Here is a 20,472-nt window from a genome sequence, read left to right on the forward strand (position 1 = left end):
TTCTGCCACACTTGCCGGCCGCGCATAACATAGATGACCGTCGAAGTAGCTGATGACTGACCAAGCACCCACCATCGACCAACTGCTCAAAACCCTCGACCACGCCATGCTCGCCGACCGCCACCGCTTGCGCCGGCAGTTGCTTGAGCTGCGCAAGAAACCCGATGAGGACAAGCTGGCGCAGTGGGTGGCGCGGATGCAGGCATCCTGTGCCCAGGTCACGGCGCGGCGCGCCAGCCTGCCGGTAATTCGCTACGACGACAGCCTGCCGATTGCCGCCAAGCGCGATGAGATCAAGGACGCGCTGCTCAAACACCAGGTGTTGATCATTGCCGGCGAGACCGGCTCGGGCAAGACCACCCAGTTGCCGAAAATCTGCCTGGAAATCGGCCGCGGCCAGTACGGCCTGATCGGCCACACCCAGCCGCGCCGGATCGCAGCGCGCAGCGTCGCCAGCCGTGTCGCTGAAGAGCTGGCCACGCCATTGGGCGCCTTGGTCGGCTATCAGGTGCGTTTCGAAGACCAAAGTGATTCCAACACCCTGATCAAACTGATGACCGACGGCATCCTGCTGGCCGAAACCCAGAACGACCGTTATCTGGAACGCTACGACACGATCATCGTCGACGAAGCCCATGAACGCAGCCTGAACATCGACTTTCTGCTCGGCTACCTCAAGACCCTGCTGCCGCGTCGCCCTGACCTGAAAGTCATCATCACCTCGGCGACCATCGACCTGGAGCGCTTTTCCAAGCACTTCGACGATGCGCCGATTGTCGAGGTCTCGGGCCGTACTTTCCCGGTGGACACCTGGTATCGCCCACTGACCCTGGAACAGGACGAAGAGGGCAACCGCGTCGAGGATGACTTGACCGTCGACCAGGCGATCCTCGCCACCCTCGATGAAATCGCCGCCTATGAGCGCAGCGAGCGACGCAGCCCCGGCGATGTGCTGGTGTTTCTGCCCGGAGAGCGCGAGATTCGTGATGCCGCCGACATGCTGCGCAAGGCCCAGCTCAAGCACACCGAGATTTTGCCGTTGTACGCACGGCTGTCACCGGCCGAGCAACAGCGCATTTTCCAATCCCACCCAGGCCGGCGCGTGGTACTGGCGACCAACGTTGCGGAAACCTCGCTGACGGTGCCGGGCATTCGCTATGTGATCGACAGCGGCACGGCGCGCATCAGCCGCTACAGCTACCGCGCCAAGGTGCAGCGCCTGCCGATCGAGGCGATCTCCCAGGCCAGCGCCAACCAGCGTAAAGGCCGTTGCGGCCGGGTTGAGCCGGGCATTTGCGTGCGCCTGTACAGCGAAGAAGATTTTATCGGGCGCCCGGAATTCACCGACCCGGAAATCCTGCGTACCAACCTCGCCGCCGTGATCCTGCAGATGCTGCACCTGCGCCTGGGCGAAATCACCGATTTCCCGTTTATCGAACCGCCAGATGGCAAGGCGATCAGCGACGGTTTCAACCTGCTGCAGGAACTCTCGGCGGTGGACCGTAACAGCCAGCTCACGCCGTTGGGCCGCCAGCTTGCACGCTTGCCGGTGGACCCGCGCATGGGCCGCATGTTGCTCGAAGCGGCCAAGCTGGGCAGCTTGCAGGAAGTGCTGATCGTGGCCAGCGCCATGTCTATCCAGGACCCGCGCGAGCGCCCACCGGAGCGTCAACAGGCCGCCGACCAGGCCCACGCTCAGTGGAAAGATCCGGATTCGGACTTCGCCGGGCTGGTCAACCTGTGGCGCGGCTTTGAAGAGCAGCGCCAGGAACTGACCGCCAGCCCGCTGCGCAACTGGTGTCGCAAGAACTTCCTCAACTACCTGCGCCTGCGCGAGTGGCGCGACTCCCATCGCCAGTTGAGCCTGATCTGCCGCGACATGCAGCTGAACATCAATAAAGAGCCTGCGGACTTCCCCAAACTGCACAAGGCGGTGCTGTCCGGCCTGCTCAGCCAGATCGGCCAGAAGACCGAAGACGGCGATTACCTCGGTGCGCGGCAGCGGCGTTTCTGGATCCACCCCTCGTCCGGTATCGGCAAGAAGCGCCCGCAATGGCTGATGACTGCCGAGCTGGTGGAAACCACCAAGCTCTATGCGCGCATGGTGGCGAAGATCGATGCCGACTGGATCGAGCCGCTGGCCGGGCACCTGATCAAGAAAAACCACTTCGAGCCCCATTGGGAGAAGAAGCGCGGCCAGGTGGTGGCGTTTGAGCAGATCACCCTGTTCGGGCTGATTGTGGTCGGGCGCCGGCCGGTGCATTACGGGCCGATTGACCCGGTGGTGTCTCGCGAGTTGTTTATTCGTGAGGGCCTGGTACGCGGCGAGATTCAGTCCCGGGCCAAGTGCCTGGCGGCCAACCAGCTATTGCTGGAGCAGCTCGACGAACTGGAGGCAAAGGCACGCCGCCGCGACATCCTCGCCGACGAAGAAACCCTCTACGCGTTCTACGATGCGCGCCTGCCAGCGGAGATTCACCAGACCGCCACGTTCGACAGCTGGTACAAGGTCAACAGCCAGAAAGACCCGCAACTGCTGATCATGCGCGAAGAAGATGTGCTGGCCCGCGAGGCCAGTGAGGTTACCGCTGCGCATTATCCGGACACCTTGCACCTGGGTGACCTGGCGTTGGCCTTGAGCTACCACTTCGAACCCAACCACCCTCGCGATGGCGTCACCCTGCGTGTACCTGCGCCGTTGCTGCCGGCGTTGCCGGCCGAGCGCCTGGAGTGGCTGGTGCCGGGCGTGATCGAAGCCAAATGCATCGCGTTGGTACGCAACCTGCCCAAGGCATTGCGCAAGAACTTCGTGCCGGTGCCGGACTTCGTCAAGGCGGCGCTGCAACGCATCGAATTCGGCCAGGGCTCGCTGCCCCAGGCGCTGGGGCGCGAGTTGCTGCGCATGACCGGTGCGCGGGTCAGCGATGAAGCCTGGGCCGAAGCGGCGCAGCAGGTAGAAAGCCACCTGAAGATGAACCTGGAAGTGGTCGACGGCCAAGGCAAGTTCCTTGGCGAAGGTCGCGACCTGGCCGAACTGACCGCACGTTTTGCAGAGGCCAGCCAGGCCGCGTTGGCCGTACCGCAAACCGCGAAAAGCCAACAGCCGGTAGAAGCCAAGGTGTTCGCGGCGGTGGCTGAAAAGACCCAGCAAAACATCGCCGGCCTGTCGATGACGGTGTACCCGGCGCTGGTGGAAGAGAACGGCACGGTCAAGGAAGGGCGTTTCTCCACCGCCGCCGAAGCCGAGTTCCAGCATCGCCGTGCGTTGCAGCGCCTGCTGATGCAACAACTGGCGGAACCGGCGAAATTCCTGCGCGGCAAATTGCCGGGCCTGACCGAGCTGGGCTTGATGTACCGCGAACTGGGGCGTATTGACGCGTTGGTGGAAGACATTCTGCTGGCCAGCCTCGACACCTGTGTACTTGAGGGCGAAGACAGCCTGCCGCGTGATGGCGCGGGCCTGGCTGCCCTGGCCGAGCGCAAGCGTAGCGGTTGGACCGAACACGCCGAGCGCCTGGCACGCCTGACCCTGGAGGTGCTGAAACTCTGGCACGGCCTGCAAAAGCGCTTCAAAGGCAAGATCGACCTGGCCCAGGCGGTGGCCTTGAATGATATCAAGCAGCAACTGAGCAACCTGGTGTACCCAGGTTTTGTGCGCGAAACCCCGGCGCAATGGTTCAAGGAGCTGCCGCGCTATCTCAAGGCTATCGAACTGCGCCTGGAAAAACTGCCGAGCCAGGTGCAAAAGGACCGCGTGTGGAGCAGCGAATTGGGCGGCCTGTGGGCTCAATACCAGAACCGCTTGAACAAACACGCCCAGGAAGGCAAGCGTGACCCACAGTTGGAGCTTTACCGCTGGTGGCTGGAGGAATACGGGGTGTCGTTGTTTGCCCAGCAGTTGGGCACCAAGGTACCGATTTCCGATAAACGCTTGAGCAAGCAGTGGAGCCAGGTAGAGCCCTGAACCTTTCCGGGTTTCCCGATCCGGGCAGGGCCAAATGTGGGAGGGAGCAAGTCGAATCGTCGCACCGCCCCTCCCACATTCAAGGTGTTTGTCTGGCCTATAGCGCCAAATCTCCAGGGTTGTGGCAAACTTCGCGGTTACAAGATTGAATAAAGCGTCGCCAGTTTGATGCCTGCTGGACGGAATCAAACGACTTTAAGTTTGGTACGATGGTACCAATATCTTCTGCCTGACAGATTTAGAGGAACGACCGTGCATAACGTCGTCATCAGCGGCACTGGCCTGTACACCCCGGCCAACAGCATCTCCAACGAAGAGCTGGTGCAGTCTTTCAATGCCTATGTGCAACAGTTCAACGCAGACAACGCCGCCGCCATCGAGCGTGGCGAGGTGCAGGCGCTGACGGAGTCGAGCGCGGCATTCATCGAAAAGGCATCCGGCATCAAGAGCCGTTTTGTGATGGACAAGGACGGCATCCTCGATCCGCAGCGCATGGCGCCACGCCTGCCCGAGCGTAGCAACGACGAATGGTCGGTGCTCTGCCAGATGGCGGTCGGTGCCGCCGAACAAGCCCTGCAACGCGCCGGCAAGACCGCCGCCGACATTGATGGCGTGATCGTTGCCTGTTCCAACCTGCAACGTGCCTACCCGGCGATTGCCATTGAAGTCCAGGAAGCCTTGGGTATCCAGGGCTTCGGTTTTGACATGAACGTGGCGTGTTCTTCGGCCACCTTTGGCATCCAGAACGCGGCCAACAGCATCCAGTTGGGCCAGGCCCGGGCGATCCTGATGGTCAACCCGGAAGTCTGCACCGGCCACCTGAACTTCCGCGATCGCGACAGCCACTTCATCTTCGGTGACGCCGCCACTGCGGTGATCCTGGAACGCGCTGACCTGGCGACGTCCGAGCACCAGTTCGATGTGGTGAGTACAAAGCTGCTGACCAAGTTCTCCAACAACATCCGCAACAATTTCGGCTTCCTCAATCGCACGGCGGAAGAAGGTGTCGGTGCCCCCGACAAGCTGTTCGTGCAGGAAGGCCGCAAGGTGTTTCGCGATGTCTGCCCGATGGTGGCCGAATTGATCGGCGCGCACCTGGCGGAAAATCAGTTGAGTGTGACCGATGTGAAGCGCTTCTGGCTGCACCAGGCCAACCTGAGCATGAACCACCTGATCGTGAAAAAGCTGCTGGGGCGCGACGCGTCGGTGGAAGAAGCGCCAGTGATCCTCGATACTTACGCCAATACCAGCTCGGCCGGCTCGGTGATTGCGTTTCACACTTACCAGGATGACTTGCCCAAGGGCTCGGTTGCCGTACTCAGCTCCTTTGGCGCCGGGTATTCGATTGGCAGTGTGATCCTGCGCAAACGCTGATTGTGTGGGGGCTGGCTTGCGTGCGATGGCATCACTGTGGTGTGACTGATACACCGAGGTGTCTGCATCGCAGGCAAGCCAGCTCCCACAGGACCGGGTGTGCACTTTTAAATAGAGGTTTGAATGGCAGCAGCGGACGACGCGCACCTGCTTGAACGCCTGCTCAAGGGTGAGCAGCGGGCCTACAAGGAATTGGTCACCACTTACCAGAGCGCAATGCGGGCGGTGGCCTACGCCATCGTCGGTCAGCGCCACGCCGACGAAATCGTGCAAGACGCCTGGGTTTCGGTCGTACGCAACCTGGCCAGATTCGAAGGGCGATCGAGCCTCAAGACATGGTTATTGACCATTACCGCCAACGCCGCCAAGGGACGTTACAAACAGAATCGTCGGGAAGTGCTGCTCGACGATTTGCCTTCGCCCCACGGCACCATTGGTGATGATCGCTTCAGCCCGGATGATGGCCATTGGGCTGTCGCCCCGTATGCCTGGCACCAGGACACCCCTGAAGCGCTGCTGACCGAAGATGAACTGCGCAAATGCCTGGAGCATACGATTCTGAGTTTGTCCGAACTGCAAAGCAGCGTGCTGGTGTTGCGTGAACGCCAGGGTCTGGAACTGGAGGAAATCTGTAATCTTCTGAGCCTTTCGCTCTCCAACGTTCGTGTGCTCCTGCATCGAGCACGGCTTAAAGTCTTTGCTACGGTGGAGCATTTTGAGGAGACGGGCGAATGTTGACCTGTAAAGAGCAAGTAGCGCGCTCCAGTGACTATCTGGATGGTCAATTGACCTTCCGTGAACGTCTGATGGTGCGTCATCACTTGATGTTCTGCCCGAACTGCCGACGGTTTATCCGGCAGATGCGCCTGTTGCAGGCGACGCTCAAGCGTATGCCGCAGGAGCCGGTGGACGGTGCTGATGCGCTGGCTGAACAGATGGCAGCCGAGCGCCGTAAGGATATGTAGGAGCGAGCTCACCAAGCTCGCTCCTACAGTAACGGTTAGAACTTGGCTTCAGCATCCAGCTGCAGGGTGTTGGTGTTGGCATCCCGCTGGGTACGGCTGGCGTAGTCCGCCTTGGTCAGGAAGTAGGTGGCGCCCAGGGCGAAGTTCTTGTCGATGTCGTAGCTGACCTTCATCTTGTGGCCGCGCGAACCGGTGGTACCGTTGGCGAAGTCCGAATCGGTGAACGCGCCTACGACGGCATTACGCTGAACATCGCGGTAGTTGTAGTCCAGGTTGAAACCGAACACCTTGGACTTGGCACCCAGCAACCACGCGGTGTCCTGGTCGGTCACGGCATCGTTGTTTTTCACGTATTGGCCGTAGAACGACAGTGGCACTGCCAAGCCGCCGATGTCTGCCTGGGCAAAGCCTTCGTACAGGCGGAACTCGTTGTTGGCTGAGTTGCCGTTGACCGCCAACGCGCAAGGTGTGGTAGTGGTTGTGCAGCGGCTGTCCTCGTCATTTTTGTAGGCGTAGACGCTGCCGCCCAGGGTCATTTTCAGGTTGTCGGTGACCGAGAAACGCGTACCCAACTGGCCGGACGTCAGGCGCAGGTCGTGGCGGAACTGCACGCCGTCGCCGTCGACGTTGTCCTTGAGGTTGTAGTTACCCAGGCTGCCGAACAGTTCGGCGCTGCTGCCCAGTGGGTATTTGTAGGTGACGGCCAGGCCTTCAGGGTTGATATCGCTATCCCAGATCACGTCGCCCATGTTTACCCAAGGCTGAAGCATCTTGCCGCCGATCACGTGCAGGTTCTTGATCTGGTCCGGGTGGTAGTCGATGTAACCGAGGTCCAGCCAGATCGATTTTTTATCGAAGTAGCCGTCCTGATCCTGGTTGGTAGAACGCGCATCGTCACCACCGCCGGTGGCGATACGGATACCGGTGTCCACCTGCGGGTTGATTTCGGTGTAGGCACCCAGGCGGGCGCGGATACGTTGACGGTCTTTGTCACGCCCACCGTTGTTGGGTTCGCCATCAATCTTGATGGTTTCCTGGCGGAAGCGTACATCACCCTTGAATTGAGTCTTGGCGGCCCAGGCCAGCTTTTGGTCGAAGCTGCTCAGCTCGTTGGTTTTTTTCGCAGTGGCTGCGATCTGCTCGTTGGTCTCTTGCTGAGCTTGGCGTGCGATCTGCTGTTCTTTCTGGTCCTTGGCCAGTTCCGCTTGCAGTTCTGTGTACTGCGACGCGGTGATCTGGCCGTTGGCCTTGAGCATGTCGAGCAATTTAGCGTCGACTGCAGCGCTGGCCGGTACGCTCAGGGCCAGCAACAGGCCGCCACACAGGAGCGCCGCAGTTTTAGTGGAAGCAAGACGCATATCAATCTCCGAAAGTGAGGAGGGATGGCAAACCATCCAGGACACAACCGACCCATGACGGACGGAAAAAATGTCGCCCGGTAGATCCGGACGCTCTAAAAACTGGCGTCAGTATCGCGGCCGTTTATGACGGAGTAGTGGCTAAGTGATTTCATGTAGATGACAGCTTGTAACGGGAAGGAACTAACGCTTGGGCGTTCTGTCGGCGCGTTTTGCAGATGTACGCCAGGCTGCGATAAGCGATACTGCCCAGGCTTTCATGCCGCGAAACAATGAGGATGTCGATGCCACTGCAACGCCTGGACAGCCTGTCCGCAATCGCTGCTCACACTTGGGATGCCCTGGTGCCGCAGGCCCAGCCTTTTGTGCGGCATGGGTTTTTGAGCGCGCTGGAAGACAGCGCCAGCCTGGGCCCGCAAACAGGCTGGCAGGCGGAACATCTGCTGCACTGGGAAGGCCCGCGTTTGGTGGCGGCATTACCCAGTTACCGCAAGTGGCACTCCTATGGCGAGTACGTGTTCGACCATGGCTGGGCCGAAGCCTGCGAGCGTGCCGGGATTGATTACTACCCGAAGCTGCTGACAGCCGTGCCGTTCAGTCCGGTCAGCGGGCCGCGTTTATTGGCCGCCAGTGCCGAAGACGGCTTTGAGTTGCTCAAAAGTTTGCCGGGTTACCTGGAAATCGAAGGGCTCTCCAGCGCCCATATCAATTTCACCGACGCTTTGGCCGACGACGCCTTGGCCCGGCAGCCCGACTGGATGCAACGCCTGGGCTGCCAGTTTCATTGGCAGAACCGTGGCTATCGCGACTTCCAGGACTTCCTTGATGCCTTGAGTTCACGCAAGCGCAAGCAGATGCGCAAAGAGCGTGAACAAGTGGCCGGGCAGGGCATCGAGTTCGAGTGGCTGCAAGGTCATCAATTGAGCGAGGCCCAATGGGATTTTGTTTATGCCTGCTATGCCAACACCTATGCGGTGCGCCGCCAAGCGCCCTATCTGACACGGGCGTTTTTCAGCCTGTTGGCCGAACGTATGCCCGAGGCGATCCGCGTGGTGCTGGCCAAGCAAGGCCCGCGTCCGGTGGCCATGGCGTTCAGCTTGATCGGTGGCGACAGCTTCTACGGCCGCTACTGGGGCTGCCTGGGGGAGTTCGACCGGCTGCATTTCGAAACCTGTTTCTACCAGGGCATGGACTACGCCATCGCCCACGGCCTGCAACGCTTCGATGCGGGGGCCCAGGGCGAGCACAAATTGATTCGCGGGTTTGAGCCGGTGATCACGCGGTCCTGGCACTACCTGCGCCATCCGGGGCTCAAGAGTGCCGTGCACGACTTTCTTGAACGTGAACGGGTGGGGATTCTGGCGTATGCCGAAGAGGCGAGGGCGGCTTTGCCTTATCGGCAACCTGACAGCAAGTGAAACACCTTGTAGGAGCGAGCTTGCTCGCGAAGAACGCTTAGGCGAAGCGGGCTGCATCTGGAAGCCTGCGTCATCGTTGACGTTTTTCGCGAGCAAGCTCGCTCCTAGAGGGGTTTGGTCAGGCAGGCTTTTCTGCGCCCAACCATCGGTACGTAATGCCACCGATCACCGCGCCCAGGATCGGCGCAAGCCAGAACAGCCACAACTGTTCAAGCGCCCAGCCGCCGACAATCAACGCGGGCCCCGTGCTGCGGGCCGGGTTGACCGAGGTGTTGGTGACCGGGATCGAGATCAGGTGGATCAGCGTCAGCCCCAGGCCAATGGCGATGGGGGCAAAGCCCGCGGGGGCACGGCGGTCGGTAGCGCCCAGGATGATCAGCACGAACATCGCCGTCATCACCAGTTCACAGACCAATCCTGCTGCCATCGAGTAACCACCGGGTGAGTGTTCTCCATAGCCGTTGGAGGCCAGACCACTCGCCAGTTCAAAGCCGGGTTTGCCGCTGGCAATAAAGTACAGCAGCGCAGCGGCGATGGTGGCACCGATCACCTGAGACACGATGTAGGCCGGCAACTCTCTGGCCGGAAACCTTCCGCCCACTACCAGCCCCACCGAAACGGCCGGGTTGAGGTGACAGCCGCTGATGTGCCCGATGGCAAACGCCATGGTCAGCACTGTGAGCCCGAAGGCCAGGGCCACGCCGAGCAGGCCGATTCCGACATTGGGGAACGCTGCGGCCAGCACCGCACTCCCGCAACCGCCCAACACCAGCCAAAACGTACCCAGCCCTTCCGTTACGGAACGTTTGAACAGTGACATGAACACTTCCTTAGATTGCTCTATCTGATTAACGGTCTGTGAAGCTTCCCTGCCGCCTAAATCAGGGCCCTCCTGGGGCCTGATTGCAGTACAGCAGGATTGTGTCGCAAGACCAGTTCGATAGAGAAAACTGTCAGAATTGTTCGGAATTGCCCGGGCACCTATCCAATGAAATCAGTCTATTCCGACGAATCCGCCGGTCTGGTGCTGCCATAACCGCGAATAAAGCCCGCCCTGCGCCAGCAACTCGGCATGGCTGCCGCTTTCGGCAATCTGGCCTTTCTCCAGCACTACCAAGCGGTCCATTCGTGCGATGGTCGACAACCGGTGGGCGATCGCAATCACGGTCTTGCCCTGCATCAGAGTTTCCAGGCTCTCCTGGATCGCCGCTTCCACTTCCGAGTCCAATGCCGAGGTGGCTTCGTCCATGATCAGGATCGGTGCGTCCTTGAGCAGCACGCGGGCGATGGCGATACGTTGACGTTGACCGCCAGAGAGTTTCACCCCGCGCTCACCGACATGGGCGTCCAGCCCGGTGCGGCCCTCGGAATCCGACAACAGCGGGATGAACTCATCGGCGCGAGCCTTGTGCACCGCAGCCCAGAGTTCTTCCTCAGTTGCGTCGGGCTTGCCATACAGCAGGTTGTCACGGATCGAACGGTGCAGAAGCGATGTGTCCTGGGTGATCATGCCGATCTGTGCACGCAGGCTTTCCTGGGCCACTTCGGCGATGTTCTGGCCGTCGATCAGGATGCGGCCGCCTTGCAGGTCGTAGAGGCGCAGCAGCAGGTTGACCAGGGTCGACTTGCCCGCGCCGGACGGGCCGATCAAACCGATCTTTTCCCCGGCCTTGATGTTGAGGTTGAGGCCGCCAATGATCCCGCTCTTCTTGCCGTAGTGGAAATCCACCTGCTCAAAGTGCACTTGGGCATTGGGGACTTTCAGGCGCGGGGCGTTTTCACGGTCGGTCACGGCCAGTGGCTGGGCGATGGTTTTCAGGCCGTCCTGCACGATGCCGATATTTTCGAAGATGCCATTGACCACCCACATGATCCAACCGGACATGTTGACGATGCGGATAACCAAGCCAGTGGCCAAGGCAATCGCACCGACGGAAATCAGCGACTGCGTCCACAACCACAGGGCCAGGCCGGTGGTGGTCACAATCAGCAGGCCGTTCAAGATACAGATCACGGTGTCCATGCTGGTGAGCACACGGGCGGCCAGTTGGGTTTTTTCGGTCTGCTCGATGATCGCTTGCTTGGCGTATTCCTGTTCATTCTGCGTATGGGCGAACAGCTTCAAGGTGGTGATATTGGTATAGCCGTCGACAATTCGGCCCATCAATTTGGAGCGCGCCTCCGAGGAAATCACCGAGCGCTCCTTCACGCGCGGTACGAAGTAACGCAGGGCCAGGCTGTAGCAGATGATCCAGGTGATCAGCGGGATCATCAGCCGCCAATCGGCCTCGGCAAACAGCACCAGGGCACTGATGGCATAGATCGATACGTGCCAGATGGCTTCTGCCGTCGCCACTGCCGAATCACGCAAGGAGTTGCCGGTTTGCATGATCCGCTGGGCGATGCGCCCGGCGAAATCGTTCTGGAAAAAGTTCAGGCTCTGCTTGAGCACGTAGCTGTGGTTCTGCCAGCGAATCAGGCTGGTCATGCCTGGGTTGATGGTCTGGTGCACCAGCAAGTCATGCAGGCCGTTGAAAACCGGGCGCAGCAGCAGGGCGACCACGGCCATCCAGATCAGCTCGGCGCTGTGGATCTGGAAGAAATTCGCCGGTGGTGTGCCCTGGGCCAGGTCGATGATGCGGCTCAGATAGCTGAACAGCGCCACTTCGATAAGCGCACCGACCAGCCCCACCACCAACAGTGCGGCGAAGCAGGGCCAGACCTGGCGCAGGTAATAGAGATAGAAGGGCAGGACTTTTTCGGGAGGGGCCGCGCTGGGAGCGTCGCGGAAAATATCGATCAGTTGTTCAAAGCGACGATAGAGCATTGGGTTTGACGCCCGCCGGGCGGGCTCTCCTTTCAAATGCGCGCGGTGCCGTGTGGGCACCACGCGAAGCTACCTGCAGACCTCAGTCGATGCGCTTGGCCGACTTGATCAACACAGGATCGATTGGCACGTTCTGCATGCCTTGTTTGGTGGTGGTCTGGGAGTTGACGATGATGTCGACCACATCCATGCCCTTGACCACTTTGGCGAACACGGCGTAACCGGCATCGCGGCCCGGGTCGAGGAAGGCATTGTCGGCTACGTTGATGAAGAACTGGCTGGTGGCCGAGTTCGGGTCATTGGTGCGGGCCATGGACAGCGTGCCGCGCACGTTATGCAGGCCATTACTGGCTTCGTTCTTGATCGGTGCTTCAGTCGGTTTTTGCGACATCTGCTGGGTGAACCCGCCGCCCTGGACCATGAAGCCCGGGATCACGCGGTGGAAAATCGTGTTGGTATAGAAACCCTTGTCGACATAGGCGAGGAAGTTCTTGGTGCTGATCGGCGCCTTGACCGGGTCCAGTTCGATTTCAATGTCGCCATTGGTGGTGGAGATCAATACGTGGGGCGCCTTGGCCGGTTCGGCCGCCATCAGGTTGGCAGCGAACAGAACAGAACCGGCAAAGAAGGCGATTTTTTTCAGCATGGGTCAGTGATCCTGGGTAGTGGTTTCGACTGTCTTTAGAAAATCGAGCAAGGTCGCGTTAAAGACTTCGGGTTGATCCAAGGGCGTGGCATGGCGGGAATCTTCGATCACCACCAGTCGCGCATCGGGCAGCAGTTTTACATAGATTTCTTTCTGCGCCACGGGGGTGTAGTCGTGGTCGGCGCTGATGACCAGGGTTGGACAGGTAATTCGCGAAAGTTGTTCCTGCACGCCCCAGCCCACAATCGCGTCGAAGCTGGCGAGATAAGCACGTTTGTCGTTGCTTGCCCAGCGTTCGGCCATCTTGCGGCGCAGGTCGGCCTGGGCAGGTTTGGGGAACAGTCGTTCGCCCAGGGCGTTGCCGATGGTGCGCAGGCTGAGTACGCGGGCCAGGGTCCAGCGTTTGCCCCACTGCCAATAGTCACTTGCGCTGTGCACCTTGACTTCGGGCGCGCTGTTGACGATGCACAGGCTTCTGACTCGCGCAGGGTCGTCCACCGCCAGTTGGAAGGCGATCATGCCGCCCATGGATAAACCCACAACGTGGGCGGGCGGCAGGTCCAGGTGCTCGATCAGGGCGAGCAGGTCGAACGTGAAGCCCTGGATGCTGTAGCGCTCGCGGGGCTTATCGGAGCGGCCATGCCCACGCACGTCGACCACGATCAGGCGATAGTGCCGAGCCAGTACCGGCACTTGCAGCTCCCAATCCTGGCTACTGGAGCCCAGGCCGTGGATCAGGATCAGCGGCGTGCCGTGGCCGTATTCCTCGTAGTGCAGGCTGCAGCCTTCGTGGTCGAACCAGGCCATGGATGAACTCCGTTTCAGGCTTGTCGGGGAGCGGCGAAAGGCGCGTCCAGGGGAGCGGTGTCAAACGTGCGCAGCAGCTCCACGAGAATCTGCGTCGCCGGCCCCAGGGGTTTGTCTTTGTTGGAGTAGAGATAGAACGTCGGGTGACGGCTGCCGCCTTGTTCCAGGGGCAGTTGCTTGAGTACACCTTCGGCCAGTTCGCGCTCGATCATGTGCCGTGGCAGCCAGGCAAAGCCCAGGCCGCTGCCCACGAAGGCGGCGGCGGTAGCCAGGCTGCCGACGGTCCAGCGCTGTTCGGCGCCCAGCCAACCCACGTCGCGCGGTTGCTGGCGGCCGGAGTCGCGGATGACCACCTGCATCTGGCTTTCCAGGTCCTGGAAACTCAGCTCGCGATTCATGCGGTGCAACGCATGTTCGGGGTGGGCCACGGCGATAAATTCCACATCGCTCATTTCGGTGCCCAGGTAACCGGGGATACTGAAACCGCAAATTGCCAGGTCGGCTACGCCTTCGATCAGCAGTTCTTCGACGCCGGACAACACCTCTTCACGCAAGCGCACGCGGCAGCCGCGACTTTGCGGCATAAACGCAGTCAGGGCGCGCACCAGGCGCGCATTGGGATAGGCCGCATCCACTACCAGGCGCACTTCGGCCTCCCATCCCTGTTCCATATGATGGGCAAGGTCCTCAAGTTGACTGGCGTTCTTCACCAACTGCCGGGAGCGACGCAGCAGCACTTCACCGGCCTCGGTCAGCACCGCCTTGCGCCCGTCGATGCGCAGCAGCGGCACGCCGAGTTGATCCTGCATACGAGCCACGGTGTAGCTCACCGAGGATTGCGAACGGTGCAGCGCTTCAGCCGCCTGGGCGAAGCCGCCATGGTCAACCACGGCCTGCAACGTGCGCCATTGATCGAGGGTAACGCGGGGCGCTTTCAACATGAGCTCCTCTTGTCCTAAGCTGGCAGTCCTTATTGGAGACTGCCGAATGAGAAAATTGTGTTGTGTGTTGCTGGCGCTGCTGCCGATGAGCGTATTTGCCTACCCTATCGACGTGACGAAAAAGATCGATGGCGTCAGCATTGATTACACCGCCTCCGACGTGGACGCAGACATCAGCTCGATTCAGCTGAACAACTACGGCACCCAGGATGCTGTGTGTTCGGTAATCTTCACCAACGGCCCGGAATCGCCGCGCCGTCGCACCGTGAGCGTGCCAGCAGGCAAAAGCACCAACACCACGGTCAAGTTCAACCGCTCCATCATCAAGATGCGCATTGCCTTGGACTGCAGCCCCAAATAAAGCGATAGCGGAGCCTTTCTACAGGAGTACTCCGCTTATAAACAAATTTATAGATGGGTTATAGCAGTTTTTTGCGCTTTTTTATCGAATGAGCCCTGGTTAATCTTTTCTCCATCGACTTACAACATTCACCGATGGAGCCTACATAGCCATGTCCAACGTTCTGATCATCGAAAGCAGTGCGCGCCAGCAGGATTCTATCTCTCGCCAGCTCACGCAACAGTTCATCAGCCAATGGCGGGCTGCCCACCCAGCCGATCAGATCACCGTGCGCGACGTGGCACTCAACCCGGTTCCACACCTGGACGCCAACCTCCTTGGCGGCTGGATGAAACCTGAAGATCAGCGTAACGACAGCGAGCAGGTATCCCTGGAGCGTTCCAACGCATTGACCGACGAATTGCTCGCCGCCGATGTGTTGGTAATGGCTGCACCGATGTACAACTTCGCCATCCCCAGCACCCTCAAAGCCTGGCTGGATCACGTCCTGCGCGCCGGCGTAACGTTCAAGTACACCGCCACCGGGCCGCAAGGCTTGCTGACCGGCAAACGTGCCATCGTGCTGACCGCCCGTGGCGGCATTCACACCGGGGCCACCTCGGACCACCAGGAACCCTACCTGCGCCAGGTGATGGCCTTTATCGGCATTCACGACGTGACCTTCATTCACGCCGAAGGGGTGAACCTGAGCAGCGACTTTCAGGAAAAAGGCATCAACCATGCCAAAGCCCTGCTCGCACAGGTGGCGTGATCCGTTAATCGCCAGATAATCGCGGGCTGTTTATATAACGCCACGCCAACCCTTCAAGTACGCGTATCGAACCTCCCTTTGCACTTGTTGCTCCTGAGTGCTCCTGCCCGACTGCCGCTTTAGCGAGGTCGGGTTTTTTTTGCCTTGAGTTTCTTCAAGGCTGGAAAAGCTTTAATGTCGCGCCCATTCGAAACGAGGCGCGCATGGGCTATTTACTGGTTGTCACCCTGATTCAGGCATTTTCCTTCAGCTTGATCGGCGAATACCTCGCCGGTCACGTCGACAGCTACTTCGCAGTGCTGGTGCGCGTGGTGCTGGCCGGGCTGATCTTTATCCCGCTGACGCGCTGGCGCTCGGTGGAGCCTGCGTTCATGCGCGGCATGTTGGTGATCGGTGCATTGCAGTTCGGCGTGACCTACGTATGCCTGTACTTGAGCTTTCGCGTGCTGACGGTGCCGGAAGTGCTGCTGTTCACCATCCTCACACCGCTGCATGTGACCCTGATCGAGGACGCGCTTAATCGGCGCTTCAATCCTTGGGCACTGGTCGCGGCCCTGGTGGCGGTGGGCGGTGCGGCGGTGATTCGTTTCGATCAGATCACCCCGCACTTCCTGATGGGATTCTTGCTGCTGCAATTGGCCAACTTCACCTACGCCGCCGGGCAAGTCATGTACAAGCATCTGGTGGCGCGTTATCCCAGTGACCAACCGCACTTCCGGCGTTTCGGTTATTTCTACCTGGGCGCCTTGCTGGTGGTGTTGCCGGCGTTCCTGCTGTTCGGCAAGGCTGACTTCTTGCCGCAAGCGCCGCTGCAATGGGGCGTGCTGGTGTTCCTTGGTTTGGTCAGCACCGCGCTGGGCATGTACTGGTGGAACAAGGGCGCCTGTCTGGTCAATGGCGGTACCCTGGCGGTGATGAACAACCTGCATGTACCGGTGGGGCTGCTGTTGAACTTGCTGATCTGGAATCAGCATGAGCCGCTGGGCCGTCTGGCCCTGGGCGGCCTGGTGATTCTGGGCGCGGTGTGGATCAGTCGGCTCGGCGCACGCCAGGCGCGGGCGGCGCTGTCATCGTGATCACCACTTTGCCTTTGGCGCGGCCTTGTTCGACATAGCTCAGGGCTTGGGCTGTGGACTCGAAAGGGAAGGTGCGGTCGATCACCGGCTTGATAATGCCGGCTTCCACCAGCGCGGTCAGTTCATCCAATTGGGCGCCGTTGGCGCGCATGAAGAGGAAGTCATAACGCACGCCTTGTTTGCGCGCTTTGCGGCGTATACCGCTGCTCAACACACCCATGACCAGGCCCAATAGCCACGACAGCTGCTGCTCTCGAGCAAACGCCTGCGTCGGTGGCCCGGAGATGGAGATGAGTTGACCGCCCGGTTTGAGAATGTCGAGTGACTTTGCCAGTGCGTCCGGACCGAGACTGTTCAAGACGACGTCATAATCATTGAGCAGGGTTTCGAAGTTTTGCTGCTTGTAGTCGATCACTACATCGGCGCCCAGTGCCTTGACCCACTCGACATTGGCGGTGCTGGTCGTCGTTGCGACAAATGCGCCCAAATGCTTGGCAAGCTGGATGGCGATACTGCCGACTCCGCCGGAACCGGCATGAATGAAGACCTTCTGGCCTTTTTTCAGCCTCGCTGTTTCAACCAGTACTTGCCATGCCGTCAATGCGACCAGAGGCAGGGCGGCGGCTTGCTCCATCGTGATGTTTGCAGGTTTGCGTGCCAGTGCGTCCTCGCGTACCGCAATCAGCTCGGCGAACGTGCCGATACGCTGCTGTGGAGGGCGGCCATACACTTCGTCACCCGGCTTGAAGCGTCGCACCGCGGCCCCGACGCTGAGCACCACGCCAGCCAGGTCATTGCCCAGTATCAACGGCAATGCATACGGCAGAATCAGTTTGAATTCGCCCTTGGCGATTTTTGCATCCAGCACGTTGACGCTGCTGGCATGTACTTGAACCAGCACGTCATGCTCACCCACCACTGGTGTTGGCGCTTCGGTGATGCGACCGGTCTGTTTGCCGTAACGTTCGATGGAAAATGCCTTCATGGTTCAACGCTCATCGCTTCGAGAGGGAGGGCAGGCGCATAGAGCGCGCCTGCAACAGGTTGATCAGGCTTGGGTCAGGTACCGCTCGGCAACCTCGGACTGCTTGATCTGCGACAGCAAGCCTTGTCGGGCTGCCTGCAAGGCATCCCAGCGTGCGCCGTCCTGCAAGGGCGGGATGGTCACGGGCTCACGACGGTCGAAACCGACCAGCGCCGCATCGACCAGGTCACCTACCTCCATCACATCTGTGAGAGTGTTGATGTCAATGCCCGCCCGGTCCCAGATCTCGGTACGCGTAGCGGCCGGTAGCACGGCTTGCACATAGACACCTTTGGCGCCCAACTCAAGGCTCATGCCCTGGGACAGGAACAGTACGAATGCCTTGGTCGCGCCATATACGGTCATGCCGAACTCCGGCGCCAGGCCCACCACCGAGCCAATGTTGATGATAGCGCCATTGCCGGCTGCCGCCAGGCGTGGGGCAATGGCGCTGGCAAGCCGTACCAGCGCGGTGGTGTTGAGCGCGACCAATTGAGCGACGCTGTCGGTGGACTGTTCGATGAAGCTGCCGGACTGTGCGGCACCGGCATTGTTGACCAGCGTACCGATGCTGGAATCTTCGCGCAGACGTGCTTCGACCGCTGCCAGGTCAGCGATCTGGGTCAGGTCAGCGGGGAGGATATCAACAGTGATGACGTGCTCTTCACGCAGACGTGCAGCGAGCGCTTCCAGGCGCTTGGTATCGCGGGCGACCAGAACCAGGTCGTGACCACGCTGGGCAAAACGTTCGGCGTAGGCGGCACCAATGCCGGTCGAGGCGCCAGTGATGAGAACGGTCTTGGAAGTGCTCATGGTGTGATGCTCAGTGAGTGCAGGGAGGTTTTATGATGTCGATCATAATCAAAGCTGTCAACGGTTTTGATTATGATCGACATCATAGTAAGATCCCTCTATCGCAGGGCAGCAGGAGCGCATAGAAATGAAGATCACCAAGACGCAATCACAGAACAATCGAGCGCATATCGTCGCGACGGCTTCCGCGCTGTTTCGTGAACGTGGTTTCGATGGGGTGGGTGTGGCCGAATTGATGGCTGCCGCTGGTTTTACCCAGGGCGGCTTCTACAAGCACTTCGGCTCCAAGGCGGATTTGATGGCAGAAGCGGCCGCCAATGGCCTGGCGCAGTCGCTCGCCAGCAGCATGGAGATGGAGGCGGGGGAGTTTTTCGAGGTTTACCTGTCCCGGCAGCACCGCGATCATCGCGGCGGCGGGTGCACGTTGGCGGCGTTGTGTGCAGACGCTGCGCGTCAATCGGACACGCTTAAGGAGACTTTCGCCAACGGGCTGGAAAACACGCTGCAAGCCCTGGAGGCAAAGTACAACACGACGCAGGACGAGCCACAGCAAGACGTGCGCGCGAAAATGCTCAACAGGATGGCCCATGCCATTGGCGCAATCTTGTTATCGCGGGCGTGCCCGGATGATTCCGCTTTGGCTGATGAAGTGCTTGAGGTTTGCCGCCGGGAGATTACGGCATCACTGCCGTAATCCCGTTCGGATCACTTCACGCCGTTTCGATGGCGGGTAGTTGCGCGGCCCCGGCCAACGCCGGCAGTACGCCGGCGCGCAGGTCATTACCGCTTGGCTGCTGATACAGGCTCAACCCGAACTCCGGCAACACTGCCAGTAGATAATCGAAAATATCCCCCTGGATCCGCTCGTAATCCGCCCACGCGGTGGTGCGGGTAAAGCAGTAGATCTCCAGCGGCACGCCTTGGGCGGTGGTTTGCATCTGGCGCACCATGCAGGTCATGTTCGGCTGGATGTCCGGGTGGCTTTGCAGATACGCCAGGGCATAGGCGCGGAACGTGCCGAGGTTGGTCATGCGCCGGCGGTTGGCCGACAGTTGCGCGCTGTGGCCCTGGGCCTCGTTCCAGGCCTTGAGTTCGGCCTGTTTGCGACCGATGTAGCCGGTGAGCAGGTGCACCTGGGTCATGCGCACTTCTTCGTCATCGCGCAAAAAGCGCACGCCGCTGGCATCGATGTACAGGCTGCGCTTGATGCGCCGCCCGCCGGAGGCCTGCATACCGCGCCAGTTTTTGAACGACTCGGACATCAAGCGCCAGGTCGGGATGGAAACGATGGTCTTGTCGAAATTCTGCACCTTGACCGTATGCAGGGTGATGTCCACCACATCGCCGTCGGCGCCGACCTGGGGCATTTCGATCCAGTCGCCGACCCGCAGCATGTCGTTGCTGGTCAATTGCACACTGGCGACGAACGACAGCAGCGTGTCCTTGTACACCAACAGAATCACCGCCGACATCGCACCCAGGCCCGACAGCAGCAGCAGCGGCGAACGGTCGATCAGGGTGGCGACGATGATGATTGCGCCAAACACGAACAACACCATTTTTGCCAACTGCACATAACCCTTGATCGAGCGGGTGCGTGCGTGTTCGGTGCGTGCGTAGATATCCAGCAGCGCATTGAGCAGGGCACTCATGGCCAGCACCATAAACAGAATGGTGATCGCCAGGGCCACATTGCCGATAAACAGAATGGCGGTCTTGCTCAGGTCAGGTACCAGGTACAGGCCGAACTGGATCACCAGGGACGGCGTCATTTGCGCCAGCCGATGGAAGACTTTGTTATGTCGCAGATCGTTCAGCCAGTGCAGGGCCGGTTGCCGGCCAAGCAATTTGACTGCGTGCAGGATGAGGTAACGTGCTACCCGTCCAACCAGCAATGCCACCACCAGCAGCACCAGCAAGCCGAGGCTGGAATGCAGGACCGGGTGTTCATCGAGGGCGCCCCAAAGGTCTTGGACGTTGAGCCAGAGCTGTTTGATATCCATGAGTGAACCGATTCTTCTGTAAGACAACACGGGGCGATTAGAGCATTTAAGTGCAAAAAAGTTGACGCTCTGGACAAAATCGCTCACAAAAAAGCAGCTGATTAGCCCTGTTCGCGTAAAGAAACTCGGTTTGGCCGCCCGAAA

At 60.0% G+C, this 20,472-nt stretch carries 18 protein-coding genes; 9 read left to right on the forward strand and 9 right to left on the reverse strand.

Annotated features, from left to right (window positions below):
- Positions 1-52 precede the first annotated feature (52 nt).
- The 4 genes from hrpA (at position 53) to E4O98_RS08055 (ending at position 6,303) form a co-directional block, all read left to right on the forward strand.
- The gene (hrpA, locus tag E4O98_RS08040; protein ID WP_248134656.1) at positions 53-3,964 is read left to right on the forward strand and encodes an ATP-dependent RNA helicase HrpA; all 3,912 of its coding nucleotides are present in this window, start codon (positions 53-55) and stop codon (positions 3,962-3,964) included.
- A 252-nt stretch (positions 3,965-4,216) separates the two neighbouring features.
- Positions 4,217-5,338 (forward strand): beta-ketoacyl-ACP synthase III, encoded by a 1,122-nt coding sequence (locus tag E4O98_RS08045; protein WP_005790250.1) that lies wholly within the window; start codon positions 4,217-4,219, stop codon positions 5,336-5,338.
- Between the two features lie 123 nt (positions 5,339-5,461).
- Positions 5,462-6,076, forward strand: coding sequence for an RNA polymerase sigma factor (locus E4O98_RS08050; RefSeq protein WP_005790248.1), 615 nt, complete (start codon positions 5,462-5,464; stop codon positions 6,074-6,076).
- Positions 6,070-6,303 (forward strand): zf-HC2 domain-containing protein, encoded by a 234-nt coding sequence (locus tag E4O98_RS08055; protein ID WP_032879977.1) that lies wholly within the window; start codon positions 6,070-6,072, stop codon positions 6,301-6,303. Before E4O98_RS08050 ends, E4O98_RS08055 begins: the two co-directional genes overlap by 7 nt.
- Positions 6,304-6,338: 35 nt before the next feature.
- On the opposite strand, the gene E4O98_RS08060 is transcribed toward E4O98_RS08055, so the two are convergent.
- Positions 6,339-7,661 (reverse strand): putative porin, encoded by a 1,323-nt coding sequence (locus tag E4O98_RS08060; RefSeq protein WP_005790244.1) that lies wholly within the window; start codon positions 7,659-7,661, stop codon positions 6,339-6,341.
- Positions 7,662-7,945: 284 nt separating this feature from the next.
- Between E4O98_RS08060 and E4O98_RS08065 the strand changes: the two genes are divergently transcribed.
- Complete coding sequence (locus E4O98_RS08065) at positions 7,946-9,079, forward strand: GNAT family N-acetyltransferase (protein ID WP_032879978.1); 1,134 nt, start codon at positions 7,946-7,948, stop codon at positions 9,077-9,079.
- A 118-nt stretch (positions 9,080-9,197) separates the two neighbouring features.
- Here the strand turns inward: E4O98_RS08065 and aqpZ are convergent, their stop codons facing one another.
- From aqpZ to E4O98_RS08090, 5 genes are all read right to left on the reverse strand, one after another.
- Positions 9,198-9,899 (reverse strand): aquaporin Z, encoded by a 702-nt coding sequence (gene aqpZ / locus E4O98_RS08070; protein WP_005790241.1) that lies wholly within the window; start codon positions 9,897-9,899, stop codon positions 9,198-9,200.
- 174 nt (positions 9,900-10,073) lie between these two features.
- The gene (locus tag E4O98_RS08075) at positions 10,074-11,906 is read right to left on the reverse strand and encodes an ABC transporter ATP-binding protein (protein ID WP_032879980.1); all 1,833 of its coding nucleotides are present in this window, start codon (positions 11,904-11,906) and stop codon (positions 10,074-10,076) included.
- An 82-nt stretch (positions 11,907-11,988) separates the two neighbouring features.
- Positions 11,989-12,552, reverse strand: coding sequence for a peptidylprolyl isomerase (locus E4O98_RS08080; RefSeq protein ID WP_032879982.1), 564 nt, complete (start codon positions 12,550-12,552; stop codon positions 11,989-11,991).
- A 3-nt stretch (positions 12,553-12,555) separates the two neighbouring features.
- Positions 12,556-13,359 (reverse strand): alpha/beta hydrolase, encoded by an 804-nt coding sequence (locus tag E4O98_RS08085; RefSeq protein ID WP_248134659.1) that lies wholly within the window; start codon positions 13,357-13,359, stop codon positions 12,556-12,558.
- A 14-nt stretch (positions 13,360-13,373) separates the two neighbouring features.
- Positions 13,374-14,297: a LysR family transcriptional regulator gene (locus E4O98_RS08090; protein WP_005790234.1), complete on the reverse strand. Its 924-nt coding sequence runs from the start codon at positions 14,295-14,297 to the stop codon at positions 13,374-13,376.
- A gap of 49 nt (positions 14,298-14,346) precedes the next feature.
- On the opposite strand from E4O98_RS08090, the gene E4O98_RS08095 reads away from it, so the two are divergent.
- From E4O98_RS08095 to E4O98_RS08105, 3 genes are all read left to right on the forward strand, one after another.
- Complete coding sequence (locus tag E4O98_RS08095) at positions 14,347-14,661, forward strand: hypothetical protein (RefSeq protein WP_032879985.1); 315 nt, start codon at positions 14,347-14,349, stop codon at positions 14,659-14,661.
- A 151-nt stretch (positions 14,662-14,812) separates the two neighbouring features.
- Complete coding sequence (locus E4O98_RS08100) at positions 14,813-15,412, forward strand: FMN-dependent NADH-azoreductase (RefSeq protein WP_103733652.1); 600 nt, start codon at positions 14,813-14,815, stop codon at positions 15,410-15,412.
- A gap of 203 nt (positions 15,413-15,615) precedes the next feature.
- Complete coding sequence (locus E4O98_RS08105) at positions 15,616-16,488, forward strand: carboxylate/amino acid/amine transporter (protein WP_005790229.1); 873 nt, start codon at positions 15,616-15,618, stop codon at positions 16,486-16,488.
- Here the strand turns inward: E4O98_RS08105 and E4O98_RS08110 are convergent.
- Both E4O98_RS08110 and E4O98_RS08115 read right to left on the reverse strand, forming a co-directional pair.
- Positions 16,442-17,473, reverse strand: coding sequence for an NADP-dependent oxidoreductase (locus E4O98_RS08110; RefSeq protein ID WP_248134661.1), 1,032 nt, complete (start codon positions 17,471-17,473; stop codon positions 16,442-16,444). The genes E4O98_RS08105 and E4O98_RS08110 overlap by 47 nt on opposite strands.
- 63 nt (positions 17,474-17,536) lie before the next feature.
- The gene (locus tag E4O98_RS08115) at positions 17,537-18,325 is read right to left on the reverse strand and encodes an SDR family oxidoreductase (protein ID WP_248134663.1); all 789 of its coding nucleotides are present in this window, start codon (positions 18,323-18,325) and stop codon (positions 17,537-17,539) included.
- A gap of 127 nt (positions 18,326-18,452) precedes the next feature.
- On the opposite strand from E4O98_RS08115, the gene E4O98_RS08120 reads away from it, so the two are divergent.
- The gene (locus E4O98_RS08120) at positions 18,453-19,019 is read left to right on the forward strand and encodes a TetR/AcrR family transcriptional regulator (RefSeq protein WP_248134664.1); all 567 of its coding nucleotides are present in this window, start codon (positions 18,453-18,455) and stop codon (positions 19,017-19,019) included.
- Positions 19,020-19,035: 16 nt separating this feature from the next.
- Here the strand turns inward: E4O98_RS08120 and E4O98_RS08125 are convergent, their stop codons facing one another.
- Positions 19,036-20,328, reverse strand: coding sequence for a mechanosensitive ion channel family protein (locus E4O98_RS08125; protein WP_103733655.1), 1,293 nt, complete (start codon positions 20,326-20,328; stop codon positions 19,036-19,038).
- Positions 20,329-20,472: the final 144 nt, after the last annotated feature.

The sequence above is a fragment of the Pseudomonas sp. W2Jun17 genome (assembly GCF_023127795.1).
GTDB lineage: Bacteria > Pseudomonadota > Gammaproteobacteria > Pseudomonadales > Pseudomonadaceae > Aquipseudomonas > Aquipseudomonas synxantha_A.

What these genes read in the sequence shown, in the direction of transcription:
- hrpA (WP_248134656.1), top strand. Translation starts at nt 53, where the DNA reads ATGACTGACCAAGCACCCACCATCGACCAACTGCTCAAAACCCTCGAC.
- E4O98_RS08050 (WP_005790248.1), top strand. Translation starts at nt 5,462, where the DNA reads ATGGCAGCAGCGGACGACGCGCACCTGCTTGAACGCCTGCTCAAGGGT.
- E4O98_RS08055 (WP_032879977.1), top strand. Translation starts at nt 6,070, where the DNA reads ATGTTGACCTGTAAAGAGCAAGTAGCGCGCTCCAGTGACTATCTGGAT.
- E4O98_RS08060 (WP_005790244.1), bottom strand. Translation starts at nt 7,661, where the DNA reads ATGCGTCTTGCTTCCACTAAAACTGCGGCGCTCCTGTGTGGCGGCCTG.
- E4O98_RS08065 (WP_032879978.1), top strand. Translation starts at nt 7,946, where the DNA reads ATGCCACTGCAACGCCTGGACAGCCTGTCCGCAATCGCTGCTCACACT.
- aqpZ (WP_005790241.1), bottom strand. Translation starts at nt 9,899, where the DNA reads ATGTCACTGTTCAAACGTTCCGTAACGGAAGGGCTGGGTACGTTTTGG.
- E4O98_RS08075 (WP_032879980.1), bottom strand. Translation starts at nt 11,906, where the DNA reads ATGCTCTATCGTCGCTTTGAACAACTGATCGATATTTTCCGCGACGCT.
- E4O98_RS08080 (WP_032879982.1), bottom strand. Translation starts at nt 12,552, where the DNA reads ATGCTGAAAAAAATCGCCTTCTTTGCCGGTTCTGTTCTGTTCGCTGCC.
- E4O98_RS08085 (WP_248134659.1), bottom strand. Translation starts at nt 13,359, where the DNA reads ATGGCCTGGTTCGACCACGAAGGCTGCAGCCTGCACTACGAGGAATAC.
- E4O98_RS08095 (WP_032879985.1), top strand. Translation starts at nt 14,347, where the DNA reads ATGAGAAAATTGTGTTGTGTGTTGCTGGCGCTGCTGCCGATGAGCGTA.
- E4O98_RS08100 (WP_103733652.1), top strand. Translation starts at nt 14,813, where the DNA reads ATGTCCAACGTTCTGATCATCGAAAGCAGTGCGCGCCAGCAGGATTCT.
- E4O98_RS08105 (WP_005790229.1), top strand. Translation starts at nt 15,616, where the DNA reads ATGGGCTATTTACTGGTTGTCACCCTGATTCAGGCATTTTCCTTCAGC.
- E4O98_RS08110 (WP_248134661.1), bottom strand. Translation starts at nt 17,473, where the DNA reads ATGAAGGCATTTTCCATCGAACGTTACGGCAAACAGACCGGTCGCATC.
- E4O98_RS08115 (WP_248134663.1), bottom strand. Translation starts at nt 18,325, where the DNA reads ATGAGCACTTCCAAGACCGTTCTCATCACTGGCGCCTCGACCGGCATT.
- E4O98_RS08120 (WP_248134664.1), top strand. Translation starts at nt 18,453, where the DNA reads ATGAAGATCACCAAGACGCAATCACAGAACAATCGAGCGCATATCGTC.
- E4O98_RS08125 (WP_103733655.1), bottom strand. Translation starts at nt 20,328, where the DNA reads ATGGATATCAAACAGCTCTGGCTCAACGTCCAAGACCTTTGGGGCGCC.